Source organism: Haliscomenobacter sp. (assembly GCF_041740695.1).
Classification (GTDB): Bacteria; Bacteroidota; Bacteroidia; order Chitinophagales; family Saprospiraceae; genus Haliscomenobacter.
The window spans coordinates 1-20,545 of sequence record NZ_JBGSLK010000111.1; the positions used below are offsets into that span (position 1 = coordinate 1).

The window sequence follows — 20,545 nt, forward strand, 5'->3', positions numbered from 1 at the left end:
AATCAACAGCAGTTGATTGATCACAACGTGGCAGCCTTCGACTGTTTTTGGTAGCTCCAACTCAATGTTTTTGATGCCCTAAGATACTTTTTATTTTCATATTTAGCAGCCGCCGAAGGCGGCTGCTAAATAGTTACAAAATAAGTATAGAAATCACGCCCCCAACTACTGGTCCTTTTGAAGACTTGGGCTAGCGATAATCAAATCGCCTAAAGCCCGTTTAAACATTTGGCTAACTCAAAATCCTCCTGCTTCGACCACGGAAACTGCCCCTCTGCCCCCAACTTCCGCGCCAAGTACTCCTGCTCCGGCTGCCCCGGTGTAGGCACCAACCATGCTGGCCGCCCGGTAACCGCCAAATCCATCAAAGTACTATACCCGGATCGACATACAATGAGCCCACTCTGGGCAAAAAGCAACGACAAACCTGCTGTATCCAGATGAGGCGCTGCCGTAAGGTTGCCCTCTTGTTCTTGAAAAAAGGGTACTTCTGGTTTGCCTTGCAACAAGAAAAAGTGCTCCTCCGGAAAAGCCCGGACCTGCTCTCGAATCTCCGCTTCCCAAATGCTGCGCTGCGGCTCGGGGCCAGAAAGAACAAAGGCGATGCGGTATTGAATCGGCGCTTCCATTTTGTGCAAGCGCGACAAAGGCCCCAAATAACGGGTTTTGATGCCGGTAAACGGAGGATGGCTCAAATCTCCCGCCAAGCCTGGCGCTTCCTCCCAATCTGGCACCCAGCATTCCTGAAAACGCTTTCTGATCAAAGTTTCATGCATCCATTGTCCACCGCTCCCTCCAAACCAATCCTGCAATGGCAAATGCAATTGATGGGTAACAAAAGCATTAAAAGCCCCCGGAATGTAGCAGCCATAACGCTGATCGGAAATGACCTGCTGAAAGCCAATTTTTTGCTGCAATTGCCTTACCACTCGCTGCTCCCGGGCAATGGTCACAATAATTTTGGGCAACTGCCGCACCATCGGCCAGTACAAGTTGGCTTTGGGATAACTTATCGCGTAATCGGGTAACTGGTGGCAGGGCAAATCCGGAAAAGTAACTTTTAAAAAAGCCAGGGCTCGCCCGCTCGAAGCCAAGTGCACCTCGTGGCCTTGCTCCAACTGCTTTTGAATCAATGGCACGCTGCGTGTAGCGTGGCCGAGTCCCCAATCCAGGGGCGTAACGAGGGTTTTTACTGCTGACATCAAACCGTTGAATTATTACCCGGCAATATCTCGATTTTTTCTCCGTGCTTTGCTGTTATTTATCAATGAGCCAACAGTTATTTTTGCCGTAATGATAATGCTTAATGTAGCGCATCAAAACATCATATTTTTTCGTTATCTTCTCAGCAGTATCTATTTGTCCGCGTTATCAATCCCTTAACTATGCAGCGATTATCTACCCTTTTGTTCTTAAGTATCCTTTTTTGTAGCAGTGACCTCCTGGCCCAAAGCACCATCACCGTCAAAAATTGTAGCCGCATCAACAGTACTTCGTTGGAGTTTTCGCCCGCCTTTTATGGCAATGGGTTGGTTTTTGTCTCTTCGCGCAAACGCACGGGCGAGATAGACAAGGTAACGGGCGAAACTTATTTTGAGTTGTATTATGCCGATTTTGACGAAGATGGGATGCCCATTCAACCTGCTCTTTTTTCTGCCGAAATCAATTCTGAGCGCCACGAAGGACAAGTGAGTTTTACCAACAGCTCCGATAAAATGTTCTTTAGCCGCAACAACATCAGTAAAGGGGTACCCCAGGCTGGCAAAGACGACACGGTGCGCATGCGGGTGTACGAGGCATTTAAGGGGCCTTATGATTGGGAGCGAGTCCGCCCGCTGCCTTTCAACAATGTGAACTATTCCTGCATGCACCCCTCCTTGAATTACGATGGAACCCGCTTGTTTTTTGCTTCCAACATGCCGGGAGGTTATGGGAAAATGGACATTTATTTCGTAGACTGGGATGGTAATAAATGGTCAGATCCCATCAATCTCGGGCCGGAAGTCAATACCTCAGGCAATGAAGTTTTCCCCTACATCCACGACAATGGTGCCCTCTTTTTTTCCTCCACCGGCTTGCGTGGCCTCGGCGGCCTCGATGTGTACATGATCGATCTCAGCGGCAGCGAATGGGGCAAGGTGATCAACCTGGGACAGCCATTCAACTCCAAGGCCGACGATTTTGGCTTGATTTTGGACAAAGAAAGTACCCGGGGTTTTTTCTCCTCTAACCGCAACGGTGGCTCAGGAAAAGACGACATTTATGCTTTTGAAGCGCCCAATGGACTACAAGGACTCAAACCAGTCATCCAGGCTACCCTGCGCATTACGGCCATCGATGAAGACAACAACGCCACCATGCCCAATGTAAACATCCGTGTCTTCGAACGCGCCAGCGATGGCCTGATCAAAGATGGCAACACTTACGCCGCTACCCTGGTACCCGCCAATGACCAATCCCAAGACCTGATCATGCGCCTCAACCGCAAAAACGATGAGGAATTGGGCAACCCAACAACCGTAACTGGCCGCGATGGCTCCTCGACAATCAACCTGGCGGTCAACCGCGAGTATGTGGTATTGATTTCAAAAACTGGCTTCAAAACACAGGAACTCCCCTTTACCCCCAAGGCACAAAACCTAAAAAACACCATGGATGTGCGTATGGCCCACATCAACTGTATTCCCTTACGCGGCATTGCGCTTACTGACAAATATGAAAAACCCATTCCCAATACCAAAATTCGGGTCATTAGCAATTGCAATGGGCAAGAAGTGCTGCTTACCTCCAATTTGGATGGTACTTTTGACCACTGCCTGGATTTGGGTTGTACCTACACCATTCTGGCCGAGAAGTATGGTTTTAAACCCACGCAAACCCAACTTTCCACCGAAAACGTGCGGGGTAGCCGTTCCTTTTCCATCAGCATGCACCTGATACCAACCAACGAAGAAGTCATGCGCAAACCCCTGGCAGAAGGTACCATCATTGTGATGGAAAACATCTATTACGATTTCAATAAGGCTGCGATTCGAACCACCGACGCCCGCGATCTGGAGGCACTGACCCGTTTGATGGTCAAATACCCTACCATGGAGGTAGAACTAGGGGCACACACCGATTCACGCGGCACCAGCGAATACAACCTGCAATTGTCCCAACGCCGGGCTGAAGCTGCCAAAGAATTCCTGGTGCGCAAGGGGGTTGCGGCCAATCGCATCCGTACTACGGGTTTTGGTGAAACCCAAATCCGAAATCACTGTAAAGATGGAGTAGAATGTGTGGAAAAAGAGCACCAATTCAACCGTCGAACGGAAGTAAAAGTGTTAAAAATCAATGAAACCGCTCAGTATGAAATCAAACCTGGCGGGAATTGAGCTGCAATGAACGAGCGTGTTTTTATTCACAAAGTCTGCTATCTTAGAGCCCACATACGTAAAAAATCATGCATACTAAAGCCATTATTCCGGTAGCCGGCGCAGGTACTCGTTTGCGGCCATTGACTTATACTCAGCCTAAACCCTTAATTCCTGTTGCGGGCAAACCCATCATTTCTTTCATCATCGACCAATTGATCGATATTGGAGTGCGCGACTTTATTTTTGTGATTGGTTATTTAGGGGAAAAAATTAAAAATTACGTAGAACAAGCTTACCCCGACATCGAAAAGCAATTTGTCAATCAGGAATTGCGCTTGGGCTCCGCACACGCCATCTGGACAGCCCGGGAATCGATTCGGGATGCCAATGATGTATTCGTTTTTTTTGGAGACACCATTATTGATCTCGATTTTCAATTGGTGCTCCAGGATCCTTATTCTTGTTTAGGGGTAAAAAAAGTAAACGATCCGCGCGAATACGGTGTAGTGGAGTACGGTGAAGATGGTTTGGTCAGCAAAGTGATCGAAAAACCACGTATCCCCAAGTCCAACATGGCCATGGTTGGTTTTTATCACCTTAAGGAAGTGCCTGCCTTTATCGATGCATTAGAGTTCAACATCAGCAACAATATCCGTACCGATGGCGAATTCCCCCTCACCGATGCCTTGATGCGCATGATTGAAACCGGTACCCGTTTTAGCACCATCGAAGTCGACAACTGGTTCAACTGTGGCAAGAAGGATGTACTACTGGAAACCAATGCCATCATGTTGCGCCGCAAAGGCTATGCTTCCGCCAACCTGCCCGAATTCGACAATTCCATCATCATTCACCCCGTCAGCGTTGGTGAAAATTGCCAAATCGTAAACTCTATCATCGGTCCACATGTTACCATCGGCAACAATGTTCGCATCAACAATGCCATCGTGCGCGACTCGATCATTGGCAATTACGCCGCCATCCAGGAAATCATCCTCCAAAATTCGGTGGTGGGCAACGATGCCTCGATCACGGGTTTGCGGCAAAGTTTGAACATTGGCGACAATACCGAAATTGATTTCAGTTGATAAGATTTAACTTATGAAAATCACCTTCGATCGCCTTGTGATCGTCCTCATCATCGCAGTGGCAGGCATCTACATCGGCAAGTATTTTTACAAACAACCACAGTTTGTCAATGGTCAAAAAGCACTGGACTTTCAGGCACAAACCATCAACAAGCAAACTTTTCGACTTTCAGACCTGAAAGGCAGTTACGTTTTGCTCGATTTTTGGGGGTCCTGGTGTGGGCCCTGCCGAATGGAAAACCCTGAGTGGGTGGCCTTGAACAACCGATTGGCTGGGCAAAAATTGCCAAAGGCCAATGGGTTTCACATCGTCAGTATTGCCGTTGAGCGGAATGAAGAAAGCTGGAAACGGGCCATTGAGTATGATGGACTGAATTGGCCGCTGCACATTCTGGATCAAAGCAGCAGTTTGAAATTTTTCAATTCACCCATTGCCAGTTTGTACAAAGTACGCGCCTTACCCAGCAATTATTTGATCGATCCCAAGGGGATGATCATTGGGGTAAATGTAACTCCTGAAGAGGTAGAGAAACGGATTGGCCAGTAAATCTTGTCATGTCAGGCTGTCAAAAACTGACAAGCTGACCTTTGGGGCGATAAAAAAATAAATGTTCATTTTGCCAAAGGATTAGATGAATAAACGGTTCATTTAAAGTGTCTTATCTAATCCTTTGGCTCAAAAAAAATGAACATTTATTTTTGCCCCACTACTTCGTCTACTCCTTTTTTCTGCCATGGCAAGATAATTGCTGTGGGTTCCCAAAAACAATTGTATCGTGATGGATCCGAATAAAAACGTGGAAATCAACGAAGAAACCATAGCAACACCAGTGGAAAACGACAACAACATCAACGACGAAGGGCAAGCCGAATCAACGCCGGGCGGAGACAACTCCGTAGAAGAGCAATTGGCTCGCTTGCAGCGCGATTACGCAGAATTGCAGGATAAGTACGTCCGTTTGGCTGCCGAGTTTGACAACTTCAAACGCCGTACCCTCAAGGAGCGACTGGACTTGATGCGCACTGCCGCTCAAGATACCATTCAGGCCCTGCTGCCTGCGCTCGACGATTTTGACCGGGTCAAAACTGCCAGCGAATTGCCCAATAGCCCCGAACCTTTCAGCGAGGGCGTAAAACTGGTGTACCATAAGTTGTACCATATTTTGGCAGCTCAGGGTTTGGAACCCATGGAATCCAATGGGCAGGATTTCGATACTGAAATCCATGAAGCCATTACTGAAATTCCAGCCCCTACCGAAGAAATGAAAGGCAAAGTGATCGATACCCTGGAAAAAGGATACAAACTCAAAGACAAAATGATCCGCTACGCGAAAGTGGTGGTGGGCAAATAACAAAGCATGGCGAATAAGCGCGATTTTTACGAAGTGCTTGGGGTGCCTAAAAACGCCGATGAGGCGACTTTACGCAAGGCTTACCGCCAAATGGCGATGAAATACCACCCAGACAAAAACCCCGGCGACAAAGAGGCCGAAGAAAAATTCAAGGAAGCTGCTGAGGCTTACGAAATACTCAATGACGCTGATAAACGGGGACGTTACGATCGGCACGGTCACGCTGGCGTGGATCCCAATATGGGTGGTGGCGGCGGCTACGGCCCCGGCGGCATGAGTATGGACGATATCTTCTCCCAATTTGGCGACATATTTGGAGAGGAATCACCTTTTGGTTCTTTCTTTGGCGGCGCAGGTGGTCGTTCTGGCGGAGGCCAACGTGGCGGTCAACGTGGAGGAAACCTTCGCATCAAAGTATCCCTGACGCTGGAAGAAATCGCCAATGGGGTCACCAAAAAAATCAAAGTCCGCAAACAAACCACCTGCGACGAATGCCGTGGATCTGGGGCCAAAGACTCCTCTTCGGTAAAATCCTGCAACACCTGCAATGGTGCCGGGTATGTCCGTCAGGTGCGCAATACCTTCCTGGGACAAATGGCAACAACTACGCCTTGTCCAACTTGTGGCGGTCGTGGCCAGGTTGTAACCAGCCATTGTCCCAAATGCCGTGGCGCAGGAACAGTTGAAGGGGAAGAAACCCTGGACATTGATATCCCAGCAGGCGTTGAGGAAGGCATGCAACTCCAAATGCGGGGCAAAGGCAACTCAGGGCCCAATGGCGGCCCGGCCGGTGACCTCTTAATTACCATCGAGGAAAAAGCGCACGAGCACTTGCAGCGGGATGGACAAAACGTGATTTACGAGTTGTTCATCAATTTTGCCGATGCTGGCCTGGGCACCTCCGAAGAAGTCCCAACTCTGGAGGGCAAAGTCAAAATCAAAATACCACCTGGTACTCCTGCGGGTAAAATTTTCCGGCTGAAAGACAAAGGTTTGCCTTCGGTGCAAGGTTATCGCGGTGAGCGTGGCGACCAATTGATTTATGTCAACGTCTGGACGCCTAAAAAACTGAACGACGAGGAACGCCACTTGTTGGAACGAATGCGGGAACTCCCCAACTTCAAGCCACAACCTGGCAAATCCGACCGTAGTTTTTTTGAAAAAATGCGCGACTTTTTCAAATAAGCAATAGTCTTGATCGTTGCTGCAAATGACGAATAATGAAAACGGTCACTGAGCGAAGCCGAAGTGCCGTTTTCATTATTCGTCATTTGAATTAAAACACCGATATGAAATATGCTTTTGCTCTCTGCCTCGCCCTTGCTTTCCTGCTTAGCGCTTGTGGCCCCAACTACGTCTACAACCACAAAACGGCCTTCGAAAACGACACCTGGACTTACCAGGCCGTTCAGCAACACCAGGTAGAAATCAAAGACACCACTTACCTCTATAACCTGATCATTGGGGTCAAACATAGCCCTGAATACGCTTTCCAAAACTTGTACGTCAAGATCAAAACCGTTTTCCCAAATCAAGAAAAACGCGAACAAGTCGTTTCCCTCAACCTGGCCGATGGAAGCGGAGCCTGGTACGGCAAATGCAGCGGCAAAACGTGTAGCATCGAAATCCCCCTCCAACAAAACGCCATTTTTGAACAAGTTGGCACCTACCAGTTCAGCATCGAACAGTACATGCGAACGGAAAAAGTGGAAGGAGTAAAGGGTTTGAGTTTTAAAGTGGAAAAGACCACGATCAAAGCCGCAAAATAAAAATTTGATGCCTGCCTTGGGCCTACAAATTCAACCAATACGTCACCTTCAGCACCAGCGCCCGGTTCTTCACCTGTGGCCCTTGAAAAAACTGGTCGGTAAAATAATTATCCGTATACACCAAAAATACATCCGATACGGGCCTGAAGCGCCACTGCAAACGGCTATTGATGTTCACGTTGTTGACCTGGGTATTGTATTGCAAAAAGGTGCTGAAAAACAGGCTGCGGCTAAAGGACAATTCCGCCCGCGGCCCGATCAGCCAAAAACTGGCGCTGTTGAAAGGGCTAGGTAAATGGATATCATTGTAGGCGTAGGTCATCGCAAAAACACCGTAGGGTTGCCAGCGGTAGACCAGCTCGCCGTTGATGCGGAAAATATTGCCATTGAAGTATTGACCAGTACCCACGTTGACTTCGTAGGAAAAAGGTTTGCGGAAGTCCGAAACATAGCTCACACTCGCCGTATGGTAGGTGTAATCCGTGCCTGCGGGCAACACCTCGCCGCCCGAATTGGTCGGGTCAAAAGGGAAATAGAGGTAGGTGTATTCCTGTCCAGCTTTCAATTCCAGCGCCGAATTTCCCGGAAACTCCATGAAGTAAGCCAACTGGTGGCTGCGGTCGGTCAACTGATAACCGGGGGCATTGTAAGTGAGTGTATTTTCCACGTTAAACCCGGTAACGTTGACCTTTTTGGCCCAACTCTCCTTGCGGGGGAAGATGTTCATTTTGGTGATGTTGAACATCGAAAAATTCCCTGGCCGGGGGATAAAACCCACATCGGCGCGGAAGTCCTGCCCGATGTATTGCATGCCTGAAAGTACCGACCATTTGCGGGTAGAATGACCTAAAAATGCGGCTGCCGATTGGGCGTCGGCGTTGCTTTGTTGGCCCGAGAAAGAGCGGTGGTAATAAAACTCCCCTTCCCACTTGTTGTCTTTGGAAAAAAGGTTGTACTCCAGGCCCGCTACCCGATTGTAAGCGCCGGGGTTGTGCTGGATTTTTTCCTGATCATCTACCCGGAAGTTTTCCTTGTTGACAAAAACGGCGCTGATCGCCGAACGTTCAAAAACCTTGCGCTGCAAAACGCCCACGGTGTAATTGGCCGGGCCTTGTTTGAGGGCGCTTACCCGACCCGTTTGCATGTTGAGCAGACCGATGCGCCAGTTTTTATCCAGTTTGCCGCTCAGGCGCATCCCGGCCTTGATGGGCACATTGAGGTTGCGCGTCACGGAAACGGTATCGCCCTCAGTAGTCACCTTGCGGATGCTGCCATTGGCCAAGCCCACCCTGCGGCTAAAAAAAGGCCGACTATCCGGGAACCCACAACGGCCAAACAAGTCTTCATTTTCCAAAAAGAACTGCCTCCTTTCGGGAAAAAACAGCTCAAAACGGCTCAGGTTGGTGATCTGGCGGTCGACGTCCACCTGAGAAAAATCGGGGTTGAGTGTCAAGTCCAGGTTGAGTGAAGGGGTGATGGCGATTTTGGCGTCGCCGCCGATGTTGAGTTTGTTTTCGGTGGGGATTTTGAATTCAAAGTCCTTCTCCGTGCGCCCGATGATGTAGGGAATCACCGAAACGTTGGCGCCGGGTTGTGGTGGCGCATCTTCCCAAACGAGCGAGCCAGTGAAGGCCAGATTGACCGGTAAAAAAGCCCGGGGTACGGGTGACCAGGTGGAAGCCTCGTTTTGTTTGAGGCCGAAACGGACAAAATTGATGCGCCAGGCATTTTGCCCGCTGACCTGCCGGTAGCGCAGGGTTTTGAAGGGAATGGCGATTTCCACTACCCAATGGTCGGTATGGTTCTGGATTTCGGAGTACCATTTGTTGTCCCAGTCGGTGGTCAGGTTACCCCCATTGTCGATCAAACCTTCACGCTGCACATTGAAGGGCGAAACCGCAAAATGAAAGCCATTGAGTTTGTCACTAAAAGGATCGATGTTGACCGCAAAAACGTCGCTGGTACCACTTTGAAAATCGCGCTTGAGGGAAGTAGTGATGTAATCGGCCTGATTTTGGTACAACACCGCGCCAACGTAGAGGAAGTTTTGGTCAAAAGTGAGGCGAATTTCAGATTTGAGGTTGGCTGCGGAGGTATCAAAAGGGAAGTTCTGGAAAAAGTCTTTGGCGACTTGTGCACTTTGCCAGGCGGCTTCATCCAGGGCCCCATCCAGGCGAATGGCTTCTTTGGATTTTCGAATCGAAACTTGGTGTTTTTCAGCTGGTACCGGGGCCTGGCTGTAAAGATTTTGGGCCAGCAGCAGGCAGATACCACTGATAAGTTGGGCGATTTTCATACTAAACAGAGTTGTTTGGACTGTACAATGCCGCGAAATTCTGGATTATAATGGTGCAAAACAAATGATGGGGCTGAAGGGGGAAAGAATGATGCCCAACAAGTCGTTTTTGACGATTGAAACAATTTTCAGTTCAAAGTTGAATACAACAAATAACCGATCCAAAATGACTGGATCGATTATTTGTTAAAAGGATTTGGAAGAGAGGTTAAGTGTCAAGACCAAGTTTGGCAAGGCTCACAATAATTTTTCCAGTGCTTTACGAATTACTTGTTTTACTTGCTCTTCAATATCCCCTTCTTTCAATAATTTATCGCTTTTTTGCTCTTTTTTAAATAAAAGATCAGGCTCAATGTTAAGCACTTCAGCGATAGCTAAAATGTGGCTTATTTGGGGAATGACCATTCCATTTTCCAGGCTTATGTACCAGCGGCGAGAGATTCCCGCCTGATCGGCTACATAAGCCTGTGTGTAATTGCGTTGTTCTCGCCAATAGCGAATATTCTCGGAAACAGTTTTGGGACTAATCATGAGGAAGTTTATTACAGTGAAACGAATTAATCTAGGATACTGAAGATGTAGTTAGCGTTCTGCTCATTTGTGCACAAACTTCGCTCAAATCTGCATAGCATGAGAAGTTTTGAGCGTTACTTTATTGTTAATTTTATCAAATATTGCACCATGAAAAAGTGATATCGGATTAAAAACATCATAAAAACTCTTCCTTATGAAAAATTTATTGCTCCTGATTGTTTTCGCTCTTTCTTTTTTCGCGGGTCAATATGGAATTGCACAAGTAAAAGTTACAAGTACAGGAAAAACGATTCTCGGGTTAGAGCGTTCAGGAAATGATCCATCTGCTCAGGTAACTACGGAAGCATTGGGGATTAATCCTTCGGATGGACTTCGTACAAAATCAAGAATTTCCTTTGGAGATTACAGCTCCGCAGGTTCAGGAGAGTATATTTTTTTAGGAGAAGCCCGTGCCAATATCACCGGAGGGGGCGACGATTCTGATGCCCTACATTTACACGGCAGCAATGGTATCTATTTTTCCACCACCTCTACTGGGGCCTATGTAGGAATGAAACTGGATGTGAGTGGTAATTTATTGGTGAGAGGAACTTTAACACAAAATGTATCTACCTTTTCCGACATTAGACTGAAAAAAAATATCTTAAAAATTGATAGTAGTTTAAGTATTCTCAAAAAACTAAACGGCATCCGCTATGATTTTACTCCAGCAGTAAATTCCAAATATCGAGCAGACCTGGATAAACTGAGTCCAAGTGGTGAAAAAGAGAAAAAAGCGCTGGAAGATGCGAAAAAAAGTATAGACAAAGCATCCACACCAGTACCCGATCAATACGGCCTTTCCGCACAAGATGTACAAAAAGTATTGCCCTCCATCGTGTCTACTTCGGAAGATGGATACTTGGCCGTCAATTACACTGCTCTTATTCCAATACTCATCGAGGCAGTTAAGAGCCAACAAAAACAAATTGAAGACTTACAAAAGGAAGTAGACCTCTTGAAAAAGAAATAAACAGCCTCTTATCAGCTTTAGTACACGCTTAAACGCTAAAAATCAGGATATGAAATTCGCAACCCGTTTCATAAAAGGACTTCTTTTGATCCTCATCGTGGCAGGGCAGGTATACGGCCAAGAGCAATTAAGCTGGCTACCCACCAATTCACCCCAAGGCACGGTATTTTTTTTGTCATCTCAAAAGAAACACCTCTATGCTGGTATCCATAATCATGGGGTATACCGCAGTAGTGATTTGGGGGAAACCTGGGAGCGAGTAGATCAAGGTATAGCCAGCCTGATGCCTCATTGTATGTTGGCTTCGGGTAAATATTTTTTTGTAGGTACCAACCATGGAATCTACCGTAGCCTGCCAGATGAATTAAAATGGGAGCGAAAAGAAAAGGGATTGACCAACAGCAAAATTCTTTCTTTAGCCCAAAATGGCAAAACTATTTTCGCTGGAACCAATCAAGGAATTTTTCAATCACATGATGAAGGGGAAACTTGGGAACAAGCAAAACTTCCCCAGCCAATAGGAGTATCCAGAAATATTTATGCATTGCTGGTGACCAAGGACAACAATATCATAGCCGGAACCAGCAGAGGCGTATACCTAAGTGCCAATGAAGGCAATACCTGGCTACTATTAGACGTGGGCACTCCACACGATATAGCAAGCCTGGCTACCGATGGCAAAGTCATTTATCTGGGAACGAGTGGTGATCAGATCATCGAAACGGAACGTTTGAGTTTTTTTGGAAAAGGAATCAAACAAACGCAGGGTCTTTCGAATGTACAAGCCTTGGTGGTTGCTGATTCGGCACTCTACAGCGGTGGAAACATCAAAGGAGTAGTAAAGGACACTCAAAAAATAGATCGGGAATTGCCTTTTGAAGGCATTCGCTCCATCGCTGTTCATGATAAAGTGTTATTTGGGGGTACGCTCAAATTTGGTGTCTGGAAATACGCCTTAAAACCTAAAAAACTCCATGACATCGAATTGGCCGAGTTGGGTAAAGCAGATGCTCAACAGTATGGCATGAAGGTGTTTCCAAATCCTGCACCCAAAACGGGTGATCGGAAAATCTCTTATTGGTTGTCCTCAACCGAAAAAGTAGAAATACAAGTATTCAATGCGCTAGGCACACTGGTTTACAAAACCGATTTGGGCATCACGGCTCCTGGTAAATATGACTTCAACTTAGGGGGAAACAACAACTTGCAAGCAGGGATGTACGTATGCACGCTCCGCATCGGCAATAAGTTATTGATTGAAAAACTCATTTTTTCAGAATAGTCAATCAAACACTGGGATTTAACTACTCATCCATCTAAATCAAAAATCATGTTCGCTGGCTATAAGCACCTGAAATTATACATTGTCCTGGCCTTCATTGTTTCTTTTTTTATTGTTCCAAAAGAGCATTTGTTGGCGCAGGATCCATCCATTGTATTGCCCTCCATTACCCTGCCTAACACCCCTGAAGCATCCAGCTTGGGTAAGTTTGGCGAAGGAAACATCAACACTTATACCGGAGCTTTGAATGTTTCCATCCCTTTATATACCGTTCAGGGAAAAGAATTAAAAGAATCCATAGCTCTTTCTTATGATGGTTCCGGCAACAAGGTTGCGAACCTGCCTACTTGGGTGGGCCTGGGCTGGACTCTTGCCAACGGTGGGGTGATCACTCGCTCCATGAACGGTATGCCCGACTTGAACTCCAACTATTACTCCAAAGCCGATCAGATCAAACCAGAAACAAATGTTGGGTATACCGACCAATTTCAAGAAAATGACTACTTGTATGAGGTGGCCGGCCGTAGAATTGAAACTGAACCCGATGTATATTACTTCAACTTCGGAGGCTACTCCGGTCGTTTTTACATCGACGCCCGGAAGAATATTTATCAGACCGAGAAAAAAGATGTGGTAATCCAACCAGTGTATGGTTCTGAGGATATTACCTCATTCACCATCAAGGACATGATGGGGAATGTGTATGAATTTACCGCTACCGAGGTAACCGATGCTTTTATTGACTGTTCAGAAACAGCAGTATGCTATCGAGCGCAGTACGTTTTTAACAGCAGTTGGTACCTCACCAAAGTGACCTCTGCGAATGGAACTGAGTTGATGGAATATGAATACGAAACTTTGACTACTCCTTATAGTCCACCCATAAATCTTGCTTCCAATCATTCGATGACCTACATCTTACCAGTAGAATATCCGATTGAACCTATTCAGTTTCCTCCAGGTGGTTGTTGCGGACCTCCTTTATTCCCTTGTGGTGACAATACAAGTACTCCATCAGTACAGAAAGGAGGATTTACCAATCAAACGTATATCTTAAATCGTAAGTTTTTAACCAAAATTTCTTACAAACTTAGAGACCTCAATACTGCTGGAACAATTACTATCGAAACAGTAGATTTTCAGTCATCACTAGATATTTCGCATTATGCATATGGCGGAAAGCGGCTGGATAAAGTGCTGATCAAAAAAGGCGAAAATGGAGCAACTGGAATCATGGAATGGAAATTCAGTTATCCCACCGCGAGTTCGGCTACTTCTAACAATCGATTAAAACTATTGAGTCTTCAGCAATGTGCATCAGGTACCTCTACTTGCGCACAACCCTACCTGTTCGAATACAATACATTGGAACTGCCCGATCCTACTGCTAGCCAGATTGATTTTTGGGGATACTACAATAGCAACCCTAACCAACAAGGGCTGATACCTTCTTTCACCTACAATACGGTAACTTATCCTGGCCAAAACGCCAACCGCAATACCGATACCACCCGCGTTAAGGCAGGCATTTTGACTAAAGTGACGTACCCCACTAAAGGCTACACCGAGTACTACTACCAAGCTCATTTGGTAAAAGACTATGAACTTACTGGCGATAACAGATATGTAGGCGGCTTGCGCATCAAAGAAATCAAAAACTACAACTATGATGGTACCCTAATCAATAAAAAATATTACCGCTACATTGCTGAAGGGACCAATCCAAATACACCTAATAATTCAAGTGGCAGTCTCTTATCCCGGCTTGACTATCTTAGCTTTCCCTCTTTTTATCATTATTCCGAAGCTGGAATACCATGCCATAATCAATTTGGTCATTGCACGGGTTTCCCCGAATTTTATATATGGATCTGTAGATTCATCACTGTTACAGCCACCAATCATACAAATTTAGGTAGTGAAGAACTTGGACATGTTGGCTATGCTCGGGTGGAAGAAATTTCTGCTGGCAAAATGGTTTATCATTTTTTCCGAGGAAACAATGGTAATGGAGAATTGCTCAAAACCGTTGCTTACGATGATCAGGATAAAAAACTAAGCGAAAGCACTTTCACTTATAGCCATGACATCAACGAAACCCGCAATTTTACCAGTTGTTATGGCTACAAAGTAGAACAATACCTGGATCAAGATAATGCCACCACACTTTGCGGAGTTGGTGGAGTATTTTCTTGGCTAACCCCACTGCAATCGGGTACCAACTGTGAAACTCAAAGAGGCTACGGAGTCAAACTCCGTCGCAGCTACTATGGCATCCAACAACAATGGAGGTACTTGGCCGCCAAAACCGACAAACAATTTTTCTACGATGGAGCAGGTATCCTTACGGGTGAAGTCAGCAGCACTACCAACTTCACTTATGGCAACACCAAAGTGACTCAGCCTACCATTACGTCCGTGCAAAACAGTGATGGCAAAACCTACACCAGCATTGTTCGCTTCACCGAAGATGCCTCCCCTGTACAATCCGCCCTGGTGACCAAAGGGATGTTTGGAGTACCCGTGGAAGTGGAAGAACAGGTGGACGGGGTTTTGACCAAAAAGGTGAAGGCGGAGTACTCCGTAGATGAATTCCCCGGTGGACTGGTCTTGCCCTACCGCTTCTACCACAAATACAACTCCAGTCAGGTTGATGAACTCCAGCTTACCGTTCAGTCTTACGACAAATATGGGAACCTCCTGCAATTACAACGCGAGTACGACCAACCCGTAAGCGCCCTCTGGAGCAATTACCATACCCGCATGGCTGCCAAAGTACTCAATGCCGCTCAAAACGAAGTGGCCTACACCAGCTTTGAAACCACCGAAGCCACCCAAGGCAACTGGAGCATCACAGGTACTAATAACATCCAATACAATGGCGCCAGCCCAGCCAAAGCTGGAGCAGGTTGTTTTGGCACTGGGTCTGGAAGTTTTACCAAAACGGGACTCCCCATTGGCAAATACATCCTCAGTTATTACAGCAAATCGCCAGGAGGTGTAAGTGTGACGCTCTCAGGAGGTACCGTGCTTTCTACCACCACCGACCAAACCGAAGGAGATGGCTGGGCCTACGTCGAACGCCTGCTGGATTGTACCGCCAGCAACGCCAGTGTAACGGTCAATACCTCCGGTGCCTTGTTTGACGAACTGCGCCTTTACCCTCATGATGCCCTCATGACCACTGCCAGCTACGACCGCAACTCCTGCCTGGTCAAAGCCATCAGTGAGGAAAGCAACCTCAGCGCCAATTTTGAGTACGACGCCCTGCTGCGCCTGCTGCGTGTAAAAGACTTCAATGGCGACTACGTAAGCAGCACCGATTACCTGTATCGCACTGGCAGTGGTGGCGAAAATACCATCAAAACCCGCCTGATTCAAACCGCGGGGATCACCACCACCGCAGGCATTTCCGATTTGACGGGTGCCAACCTGATCGACTCCTATAAGTTTTTTGATGGCTTGGGTCGCCCAGTCCAACAAATTGACCTCAATCAGTCTCCTACCCAAAAAGACATAGTCGCCTTTATGGAGTACGACCAGTTTGGTCGGGAAGTAAAAAAATACCTGCCGTATACCATTGCTGAGACCAACCCTCGATCTATTCGACCTAATGTCATCAGCGAGCAACAAAGTTTTTATACCGCCATTGCCGAAGGATCTGCCTATACGGAGACCGTGTTGGAAAACTCGCCCCTCAGCCGCCCCAAACAACAATACTTGGCGGGTACTTCTTTCCGCAGCAAACCTGGCAGCACCACCTACGGTACCAACACCAGTAACGAAGTGCGCAACTTCAAAACTAGCGGCTACTATGCGGCCAATAGCCTCATGAAAGTGACCGCTACCGACCCTGACGGCAAAACCAGCATTACCTATACCGACAAAATTGGCCGGACCCTGCTCACGGTCAATGGTAGCGAAAAAACCTATACCGTATATTACGATCATGGCGGCATCCAGGCAGTACTGCCCCCCAATGCCAGCGCACTCCTGGAAAGCAATACTGGCTGGACAGCAGCCAGCAGTACCGAAGGGGAACGCCTGTACAAATACACCTACGACCCCAACAATACGAGTCTGCTGACTTCCAAACAAGTGCCGGGCAGCAACGTCCAATACATCTACTATGACCGCCTGGATCGGCCAGTGCTCAGCATAGATGGCAATGGCATCAAACTCTTTACCAAATACGACATCCTCAATCGCCCCGTCATCACGGGCAAATACAACGGCGGTAGCGTGCCCTCCAGTGGCAATGTCCTGTACGAAAGTCCCAGCACCAGTGGCCCACACTACTACACCACCACCACAGCCTTTCCTACCGATGGCTTGATCGAGGTATACTCCGTAAATTATTACGACCAGTACGACCTCAATCGCGACGGCACCCTCTCCAGCACCGACGAAGCCTACAGCACGCCGCCCTCCGGCTACAACCTGCCTACCTACCGCGTGCGTGGCAAAAGTACCGCCGTCAAAGTAGGGCAACTGCCCGCTACGGGTGCTGCGCCCACTCAATACCTCTTGAGCTTCGCTTACTATGACAAAAAAATGCGCGTGGTACAAACCCGCAGCGACAACCACCTGGGCGGCAAAGACAAAACCTACCAGCAAATCAACTTCCCCGGTTGGACGCTCAAATCCAAACGCGAACACACCGTAGGCGCTACCACTACGACCATCGAAACCACCTTTGAATACGACCACGCTGGCCGCCTGACCAAAACCAGTGAAAGTGTGAATGGCGTATTCCCTACAGTACTCTCTCAGCAGGAATACGACGAGCGCAACCTGCTCAAAAGCAAAAAACTACACCAGGCCAGCGGAGGCGGCTACCTGCAAACCCTGGACTATACCTACAACATCCAAGGCTGGGTAAGCCGCCTCAACGACCCCGCCAACCTGGGAACTGACCTCTTCGGCTTTGAACTAGTATACAAAGAAGGCGACGCCAGCCTGGACAGCCGTTATGCCAGCGGCCAAAACGCCAACTACGCAGGCAACATCACGATGATGAAATGGAACGTACAAGGCAGCAGCAACGTCAAAACCTATGGCTTCCTGTACGACAACCTCAACCGCCTCAAAGAAGGTATTTATGCCGAAAAAACCAGCGTCGGCAGCTACACCGCCAGTGGCAACTACGCCAATGCCCTCACTTACGACCGCGATGGCAACATCCTGACCCAAACCCGTACTGGCCGCAAGGGTGATGGAACCTTCAACCAGATCGACAACATGACCTATACCTACAATAGTAAGGGGCAACTGGCCACCTTGCTCGACAACGCCGATGGCAGCAAAGGCTTCGTCACGCCTACACCCGGCACTGCCCAAGGCTACACCTACGACGGTGCAGGCAACCTGACCCGCGATGAACACAAAAAAATAACCATCACTTACAATGCCCTCAACCTGCCCCGCCGCATCCTGTTTGACAATGGCTCCCAACTCGACATCACCTATGACGCTGCGGGCAACAAACTCAAAAAACAAGTCATCTACCCAAATGGGGATAGAACCATCAACAACCTGCCCATTTCCTCCGGCACTTACACCGCCAGTGGCACCATCACCTCCACTGGCCGGGTCGACAATGGCAGCAATGTGACCTTCAAAGCAGGCATGGCAGTATTACTCAACCCAGGCTTTGAAACCAAACAAGGTGGTGCTTTTCTTGGCAAAACTGAAACTGGCCAAAGCGCCAGCTACACTCAGGACTACGTCATGGGCATTGAGTACCAAAACACCGTGATGCAAACCATCTACAATTCCGAAGGCCGCTTGTACTTTGCGGGTTCTACTACGCGTTATGAGTACACTATGACGGATCATTTGGGCAATGCCAGAGTTAGTTTTACGGATCAAAATGCGGATGGGGTTCCGGAGGTTATTCAGGAGAATCATTTTTACCCCTTTGGCCTCGCCATGGAAGGCCCCTGGGTGAATGACCCAGCGGAGGATAATAAGTACCAATTTAATGGGAAAGAACTGAATGATGATTTTGGGCTGGGTTGGATGGATTATGGAGCGAGGTGGTATGATGCGAGTGTAGGGAGATGGAATGGGGTGGATCGGTTGGCGGAGAAGTACATGCCTGTTAACGCTTATGTTTTTGCAATTAATAATTCGTTAAGATTTGTTGATCCAAATGGCATGGATATTATTGAGTTCGCAGGAGGGATAACATTTACTGGTGAAGATGCCAAAAGGGCTTTTGAGCAATTTAAACAAAATAAAAAAGTTCAAGTGTATATTGTTAATTCAACTAATTTTGGTATCAATCCTTTATCTGATGAAAAGTTAGAAAAAGCAATGGGTTATGCTAATGATATATTTAAAAAAAATGGGTTTCATTTTTTACAATTCAATTTAATTTCTAAAACTGAGGCAAAGGAGAAGGAATTGAAGTATGATGATTTATTCTTAGAAATTAGATCTTTTATAAGTGCGTCATATGGAGGGAATTCTTCGATTAATGCTAATAATACAGATGTATATTTAGATAATGAGGCAGCAGAATCTTACGCCAATTACGGCTTTGAAGGAGTACAAAATAATACCAATCCCCTCTATGCATTGGGCTTTTTAATAGCGCATGAATCACTGCATCAACTTGTTGTTAAAGCTCATTTTGCGCACTTCCAACTTTTTACCGAGTCAAGCACAATGTATTTCTCAGAAAGTGAAGGTGCCCATGATAACTCGCGCCCAAATTTGAATAGAGAGGGAGATTATGCTAAAATCCCTGACGGGCCAGCTAAAAAGGTACAGCCAGAGGAAAGAATTTTGGGGGATCGATGGCTTTATATTTGGTACCACTTTATTCACGTTCAAAAATACGACAACAATGAATAATAAATTAATTTTATGTATTTTATTTTTAGAATTCTTTGCTAGTATCATTTTGTTAAGCATCAGCTCTTGTAGTAATGTTAAACAAAAAGGTTTACTATCTTCATGCATTGTTGAAATAATTGGGCCAGTAGCTACTGACACAACATTGACGGAGGACAAATTCAAAGACATTTCTCATAGGTTTATTATGAAAATTTCAAATACAAATGAATCCCAGGATTTAAATATCTGGCCATACAACGCTGCGACGAATAAAATGAATCCTTTAAGTATTAACTATTCAAAAAAAAGTGATAAACCTGATTTTAGAATGGTTCTACCGGAAATCTTTAAAACAGATACATTGAAAATAAAGACAAAAAAGACAGTAGAAAAAAGGTTTAATATCCACTTTTTTCCAGAGTTTGATACTGTACATTTTGATTTTAAATGCTCTTTTGGGGATGGTGATGAAAGAGGTTTTAAGATTAGCTATTTAATAGTTAAAGGTAGATTGAAGGAAAAAATCAACCAATATTATTATTAATGATTTTGCTAGCCCAAGTGTTTCAAAATCAACCGAACCGAAAACATTCCGCTACCGCTGGTACGGCGTCTTCTACGTTTAATTCTGGACAATGGCAGCAATATGACCTTCAAAGCACGGCCGTACTGCTCAACCCCGGCTTTGAAACCAAACCCGGTGCCGCCTTCCTAGGCAAAACCGAAACTGGCCAAAGCGCCAACTACACCCAGGACTATGTCATGGGCATCGAGTACCAAAACACCGTGATGCAAGCCATCTACAATTCAGAAGGCCGCCTGTACTTTGCGGGTTCTACTACGCGTTATGAGTACACTATGACAGACCATACTTCGGCTACGCTCAGTAACCATTTGGGCAATGCCAGAGTCAGTTTTACGGATCAAAATGCGGATGAGGTTCCTGAGATCATTCAGAAGAACCACTACTATCCCTTTGGCCTAGCCATGGAAGACCCTTAGATGAATGA

14 protein-coding genes are annotated in these 20,545 nt (G+C 46.7%); 11 read left to right on the top strand and 3 right to left on the bottom strand.

Annotated features, from left to right (window positions below; translation table 11 throughout):
• Positions 1-209: 209 nt before the first annotated feature.
• Positions 210-1,202: a glycosyltransferase gene (locus tag ACEW9O_RS22050; RefSeq protein WP_373552373.1), complete on the bottom strand. Its 993-nt coding sequence runs from the start codon at positions 1,200-1,202 to the stop codon at positions 210-212.
• Positions 1,203-1,385: 183 nt separating this feature from the next.
• Between ACEW9O_RS22050 and ACEW9O_RS22055 the strand changes: the two genes are divergently transcribed.
• The 6 genes from ACEW9O_RS22055 (at position 1,386) to ACEW9O_RS22080 (ending at position 7,568) form a co-directional block, all read left to right on the top strand.
• Positions 1,386-3,377 carry an OmpA family protein gene (locus ACEW9O_RS22055; RefSeq protein ID WP_373552374.1) on the top strand — a complete coding sequence of 664 codons (1,992 nt, stop codon included), beginning with the start codon at positions 1,386-1,388 and terminating at the stop codon, positions 3,375-3,377.
• A gap of 68 nt (positions 3,378-3,445) precedes the next feature.
• Complete coding sequence (locus ACEW9O_RS22060; protein ID WP_373552375.1) at positions 3,446-4,447, top strand: sugar phosphate nucleotidyltransferase; 1,002 nt, start codon at positions 3,446-3,448, stop codon at positions 4,445-4,447.
• 13 nt (positions 4,448-4,460) lie between these two features.
• Entirely contained in the window at positions 4,461-4,994 is a 534-nt protein-coding gene (locus ACEW9O_RS22065; protein ID WP_373552376.1) for a TlpA family protein disulfide reductase, read from the top strand.
• Positions 4,995-5,226: 232 nt separating this feature from the next.
• Positions 5,227-5,799: a nucleotide exchange factor GrpE gene (locus ACEW9O_RS22070; protein ID WP_373552377.1), complete on the top strand. Its 573-nt coding sequence runs from the start codon at positions 5,227-5,229 to the stop codon at positions 5,797-5,799.
• Positions 5,800-5,805: 6 nt separating this feature from the next.
• Positions 5,806-6,984, top strand: coding sequence for a molecular chaperone DnaJ (dnaJ, locus tag ACEW9O_RS22075; RefSeq protein WP_373552378.1), 1,179 nt, complete (start codon positions 5,806-5,808; stop codon positions 6,982-6,984).
• 104 nt (positions 6,985-7,088) lie between these two features.
• On the top strand, positions 7,089-7,568 hold the full coding sequence (locus tag ACEW9O_RS22080) for a gliding motility lipoprotein GldH (RefSeq protein ID WP_373552379.1): 480 nt from the start codon (positions 7,089-7,091) through the stop codon (positions 7,566-7,568).
• A 22-nt stretch (positions 7,569-7,590) separates the two neighbouring features.
• Here the strand turns inward: ACEW9O_RS22080 and ACEW9O_RS22085 are convergent, their stop codons facing one another.
• Both ACEW9O_RS22085 and ACEW9O_RS22090 read right to left on the bottom strand, forming a co-directional pair.
• Positions 7,591-9,864: a DUF5916 domain-containing protein gene (locus tag ACEW9O_RS22085; RefSeq protein WP_373552380.1), complete on the bottom strand. Its 2,274-nt coding sequence runs from the start codon at positions 9,862-9,864 to the stop codon at positions 7,591-7,593.
• Between the two features lie 237 nt (positions 9,865-10,101).
• Positions 10,102-10,395, bottom strand: coding sequence for a helix-turn-helix domain-containing protein (locus ACEW9O_RS22090; RefSeq protein WP_373552381.1), 294 nt, complete (start codon positions 10,393-10,395; stop codon positions 10,102-10,104).
• 196 nt (positions 10,396-10,591) lie between these two features.
• On the opposite strand from ACEW9O_RS22090, the gene ACEW9O_RS22095 reads away from it, so the two are divergent.
• The 5 genes from ACEW9O_RS22095 to ACEW9O_RS22115 are packed head-to-tail and all read left to right on the top strand — an operon-like array spanning position 10,592 to position 20,537.
• Positions 10,592-11,410, top strand: a complete 819-nt coding sequence (locus tag ACEW9O_RS22095) for a tail fiber domain-containing protein (RefSeq protein ID WP_373552382.1) — start codon at positions 10,592-10,594, stop codon at positions 11,408-11,410.
• Between the two features lie 49 nt (positions 11,411-11,459).
• On the top strand, positions 11,460-12,692 hold the full coding sequence (locus ACEW9O_RS22100; protein WP_373552383.1) for a T9SS type A sorting domain-containing protein: 1,233 nt from the start codon (positions 11,460-11,462) through the stop codon (positions 12,690-12,692).
• Positions 12,693-12,740: 48 nt separating this feature from the next.
• Positions 12,741-19,553, top strand: a complete 6,813-nt coding sequence (locus ACEW9O_RS22105; RefSeq protein WP_373552384.1) for a DUF6443 domain-containing protein — start codon at positions 12,741-12,743, stop codon at positions 19,551-19,553.
• Positions 19,546-20,079 carry a hypothetical protein gene (locus ACEW9O_RS22110; RefSeq protein WP_373552385.1) on the top strand — a complete coding sequence of 178 codons (534 nt, stop codon included), beginning with the start codon at positions 19,546-19,548 and terminating at the stop codon, positions 20,077-20,079. Before ACEW9O_RS22105 ends, ACEW9O_RS22110 begins: the two co-directional genes overlap by 8 nt.
• A complete protein-coding gene (locus ACEW9O_RS22115) occupies positions 20,079-20,537 on the top strand; it encodes a hypothetical protein (RefSeq protein ID WP_373552386.1) in 459 nt (152 codons plus the stop codon). Before ACEW9O_RS22110 ends, ACEW9O_RS22115 begins: the two co-directional genes overlap by 1 nt.
• Positions 20,538-20,545 lie beyond the last annotated feature (8 nt).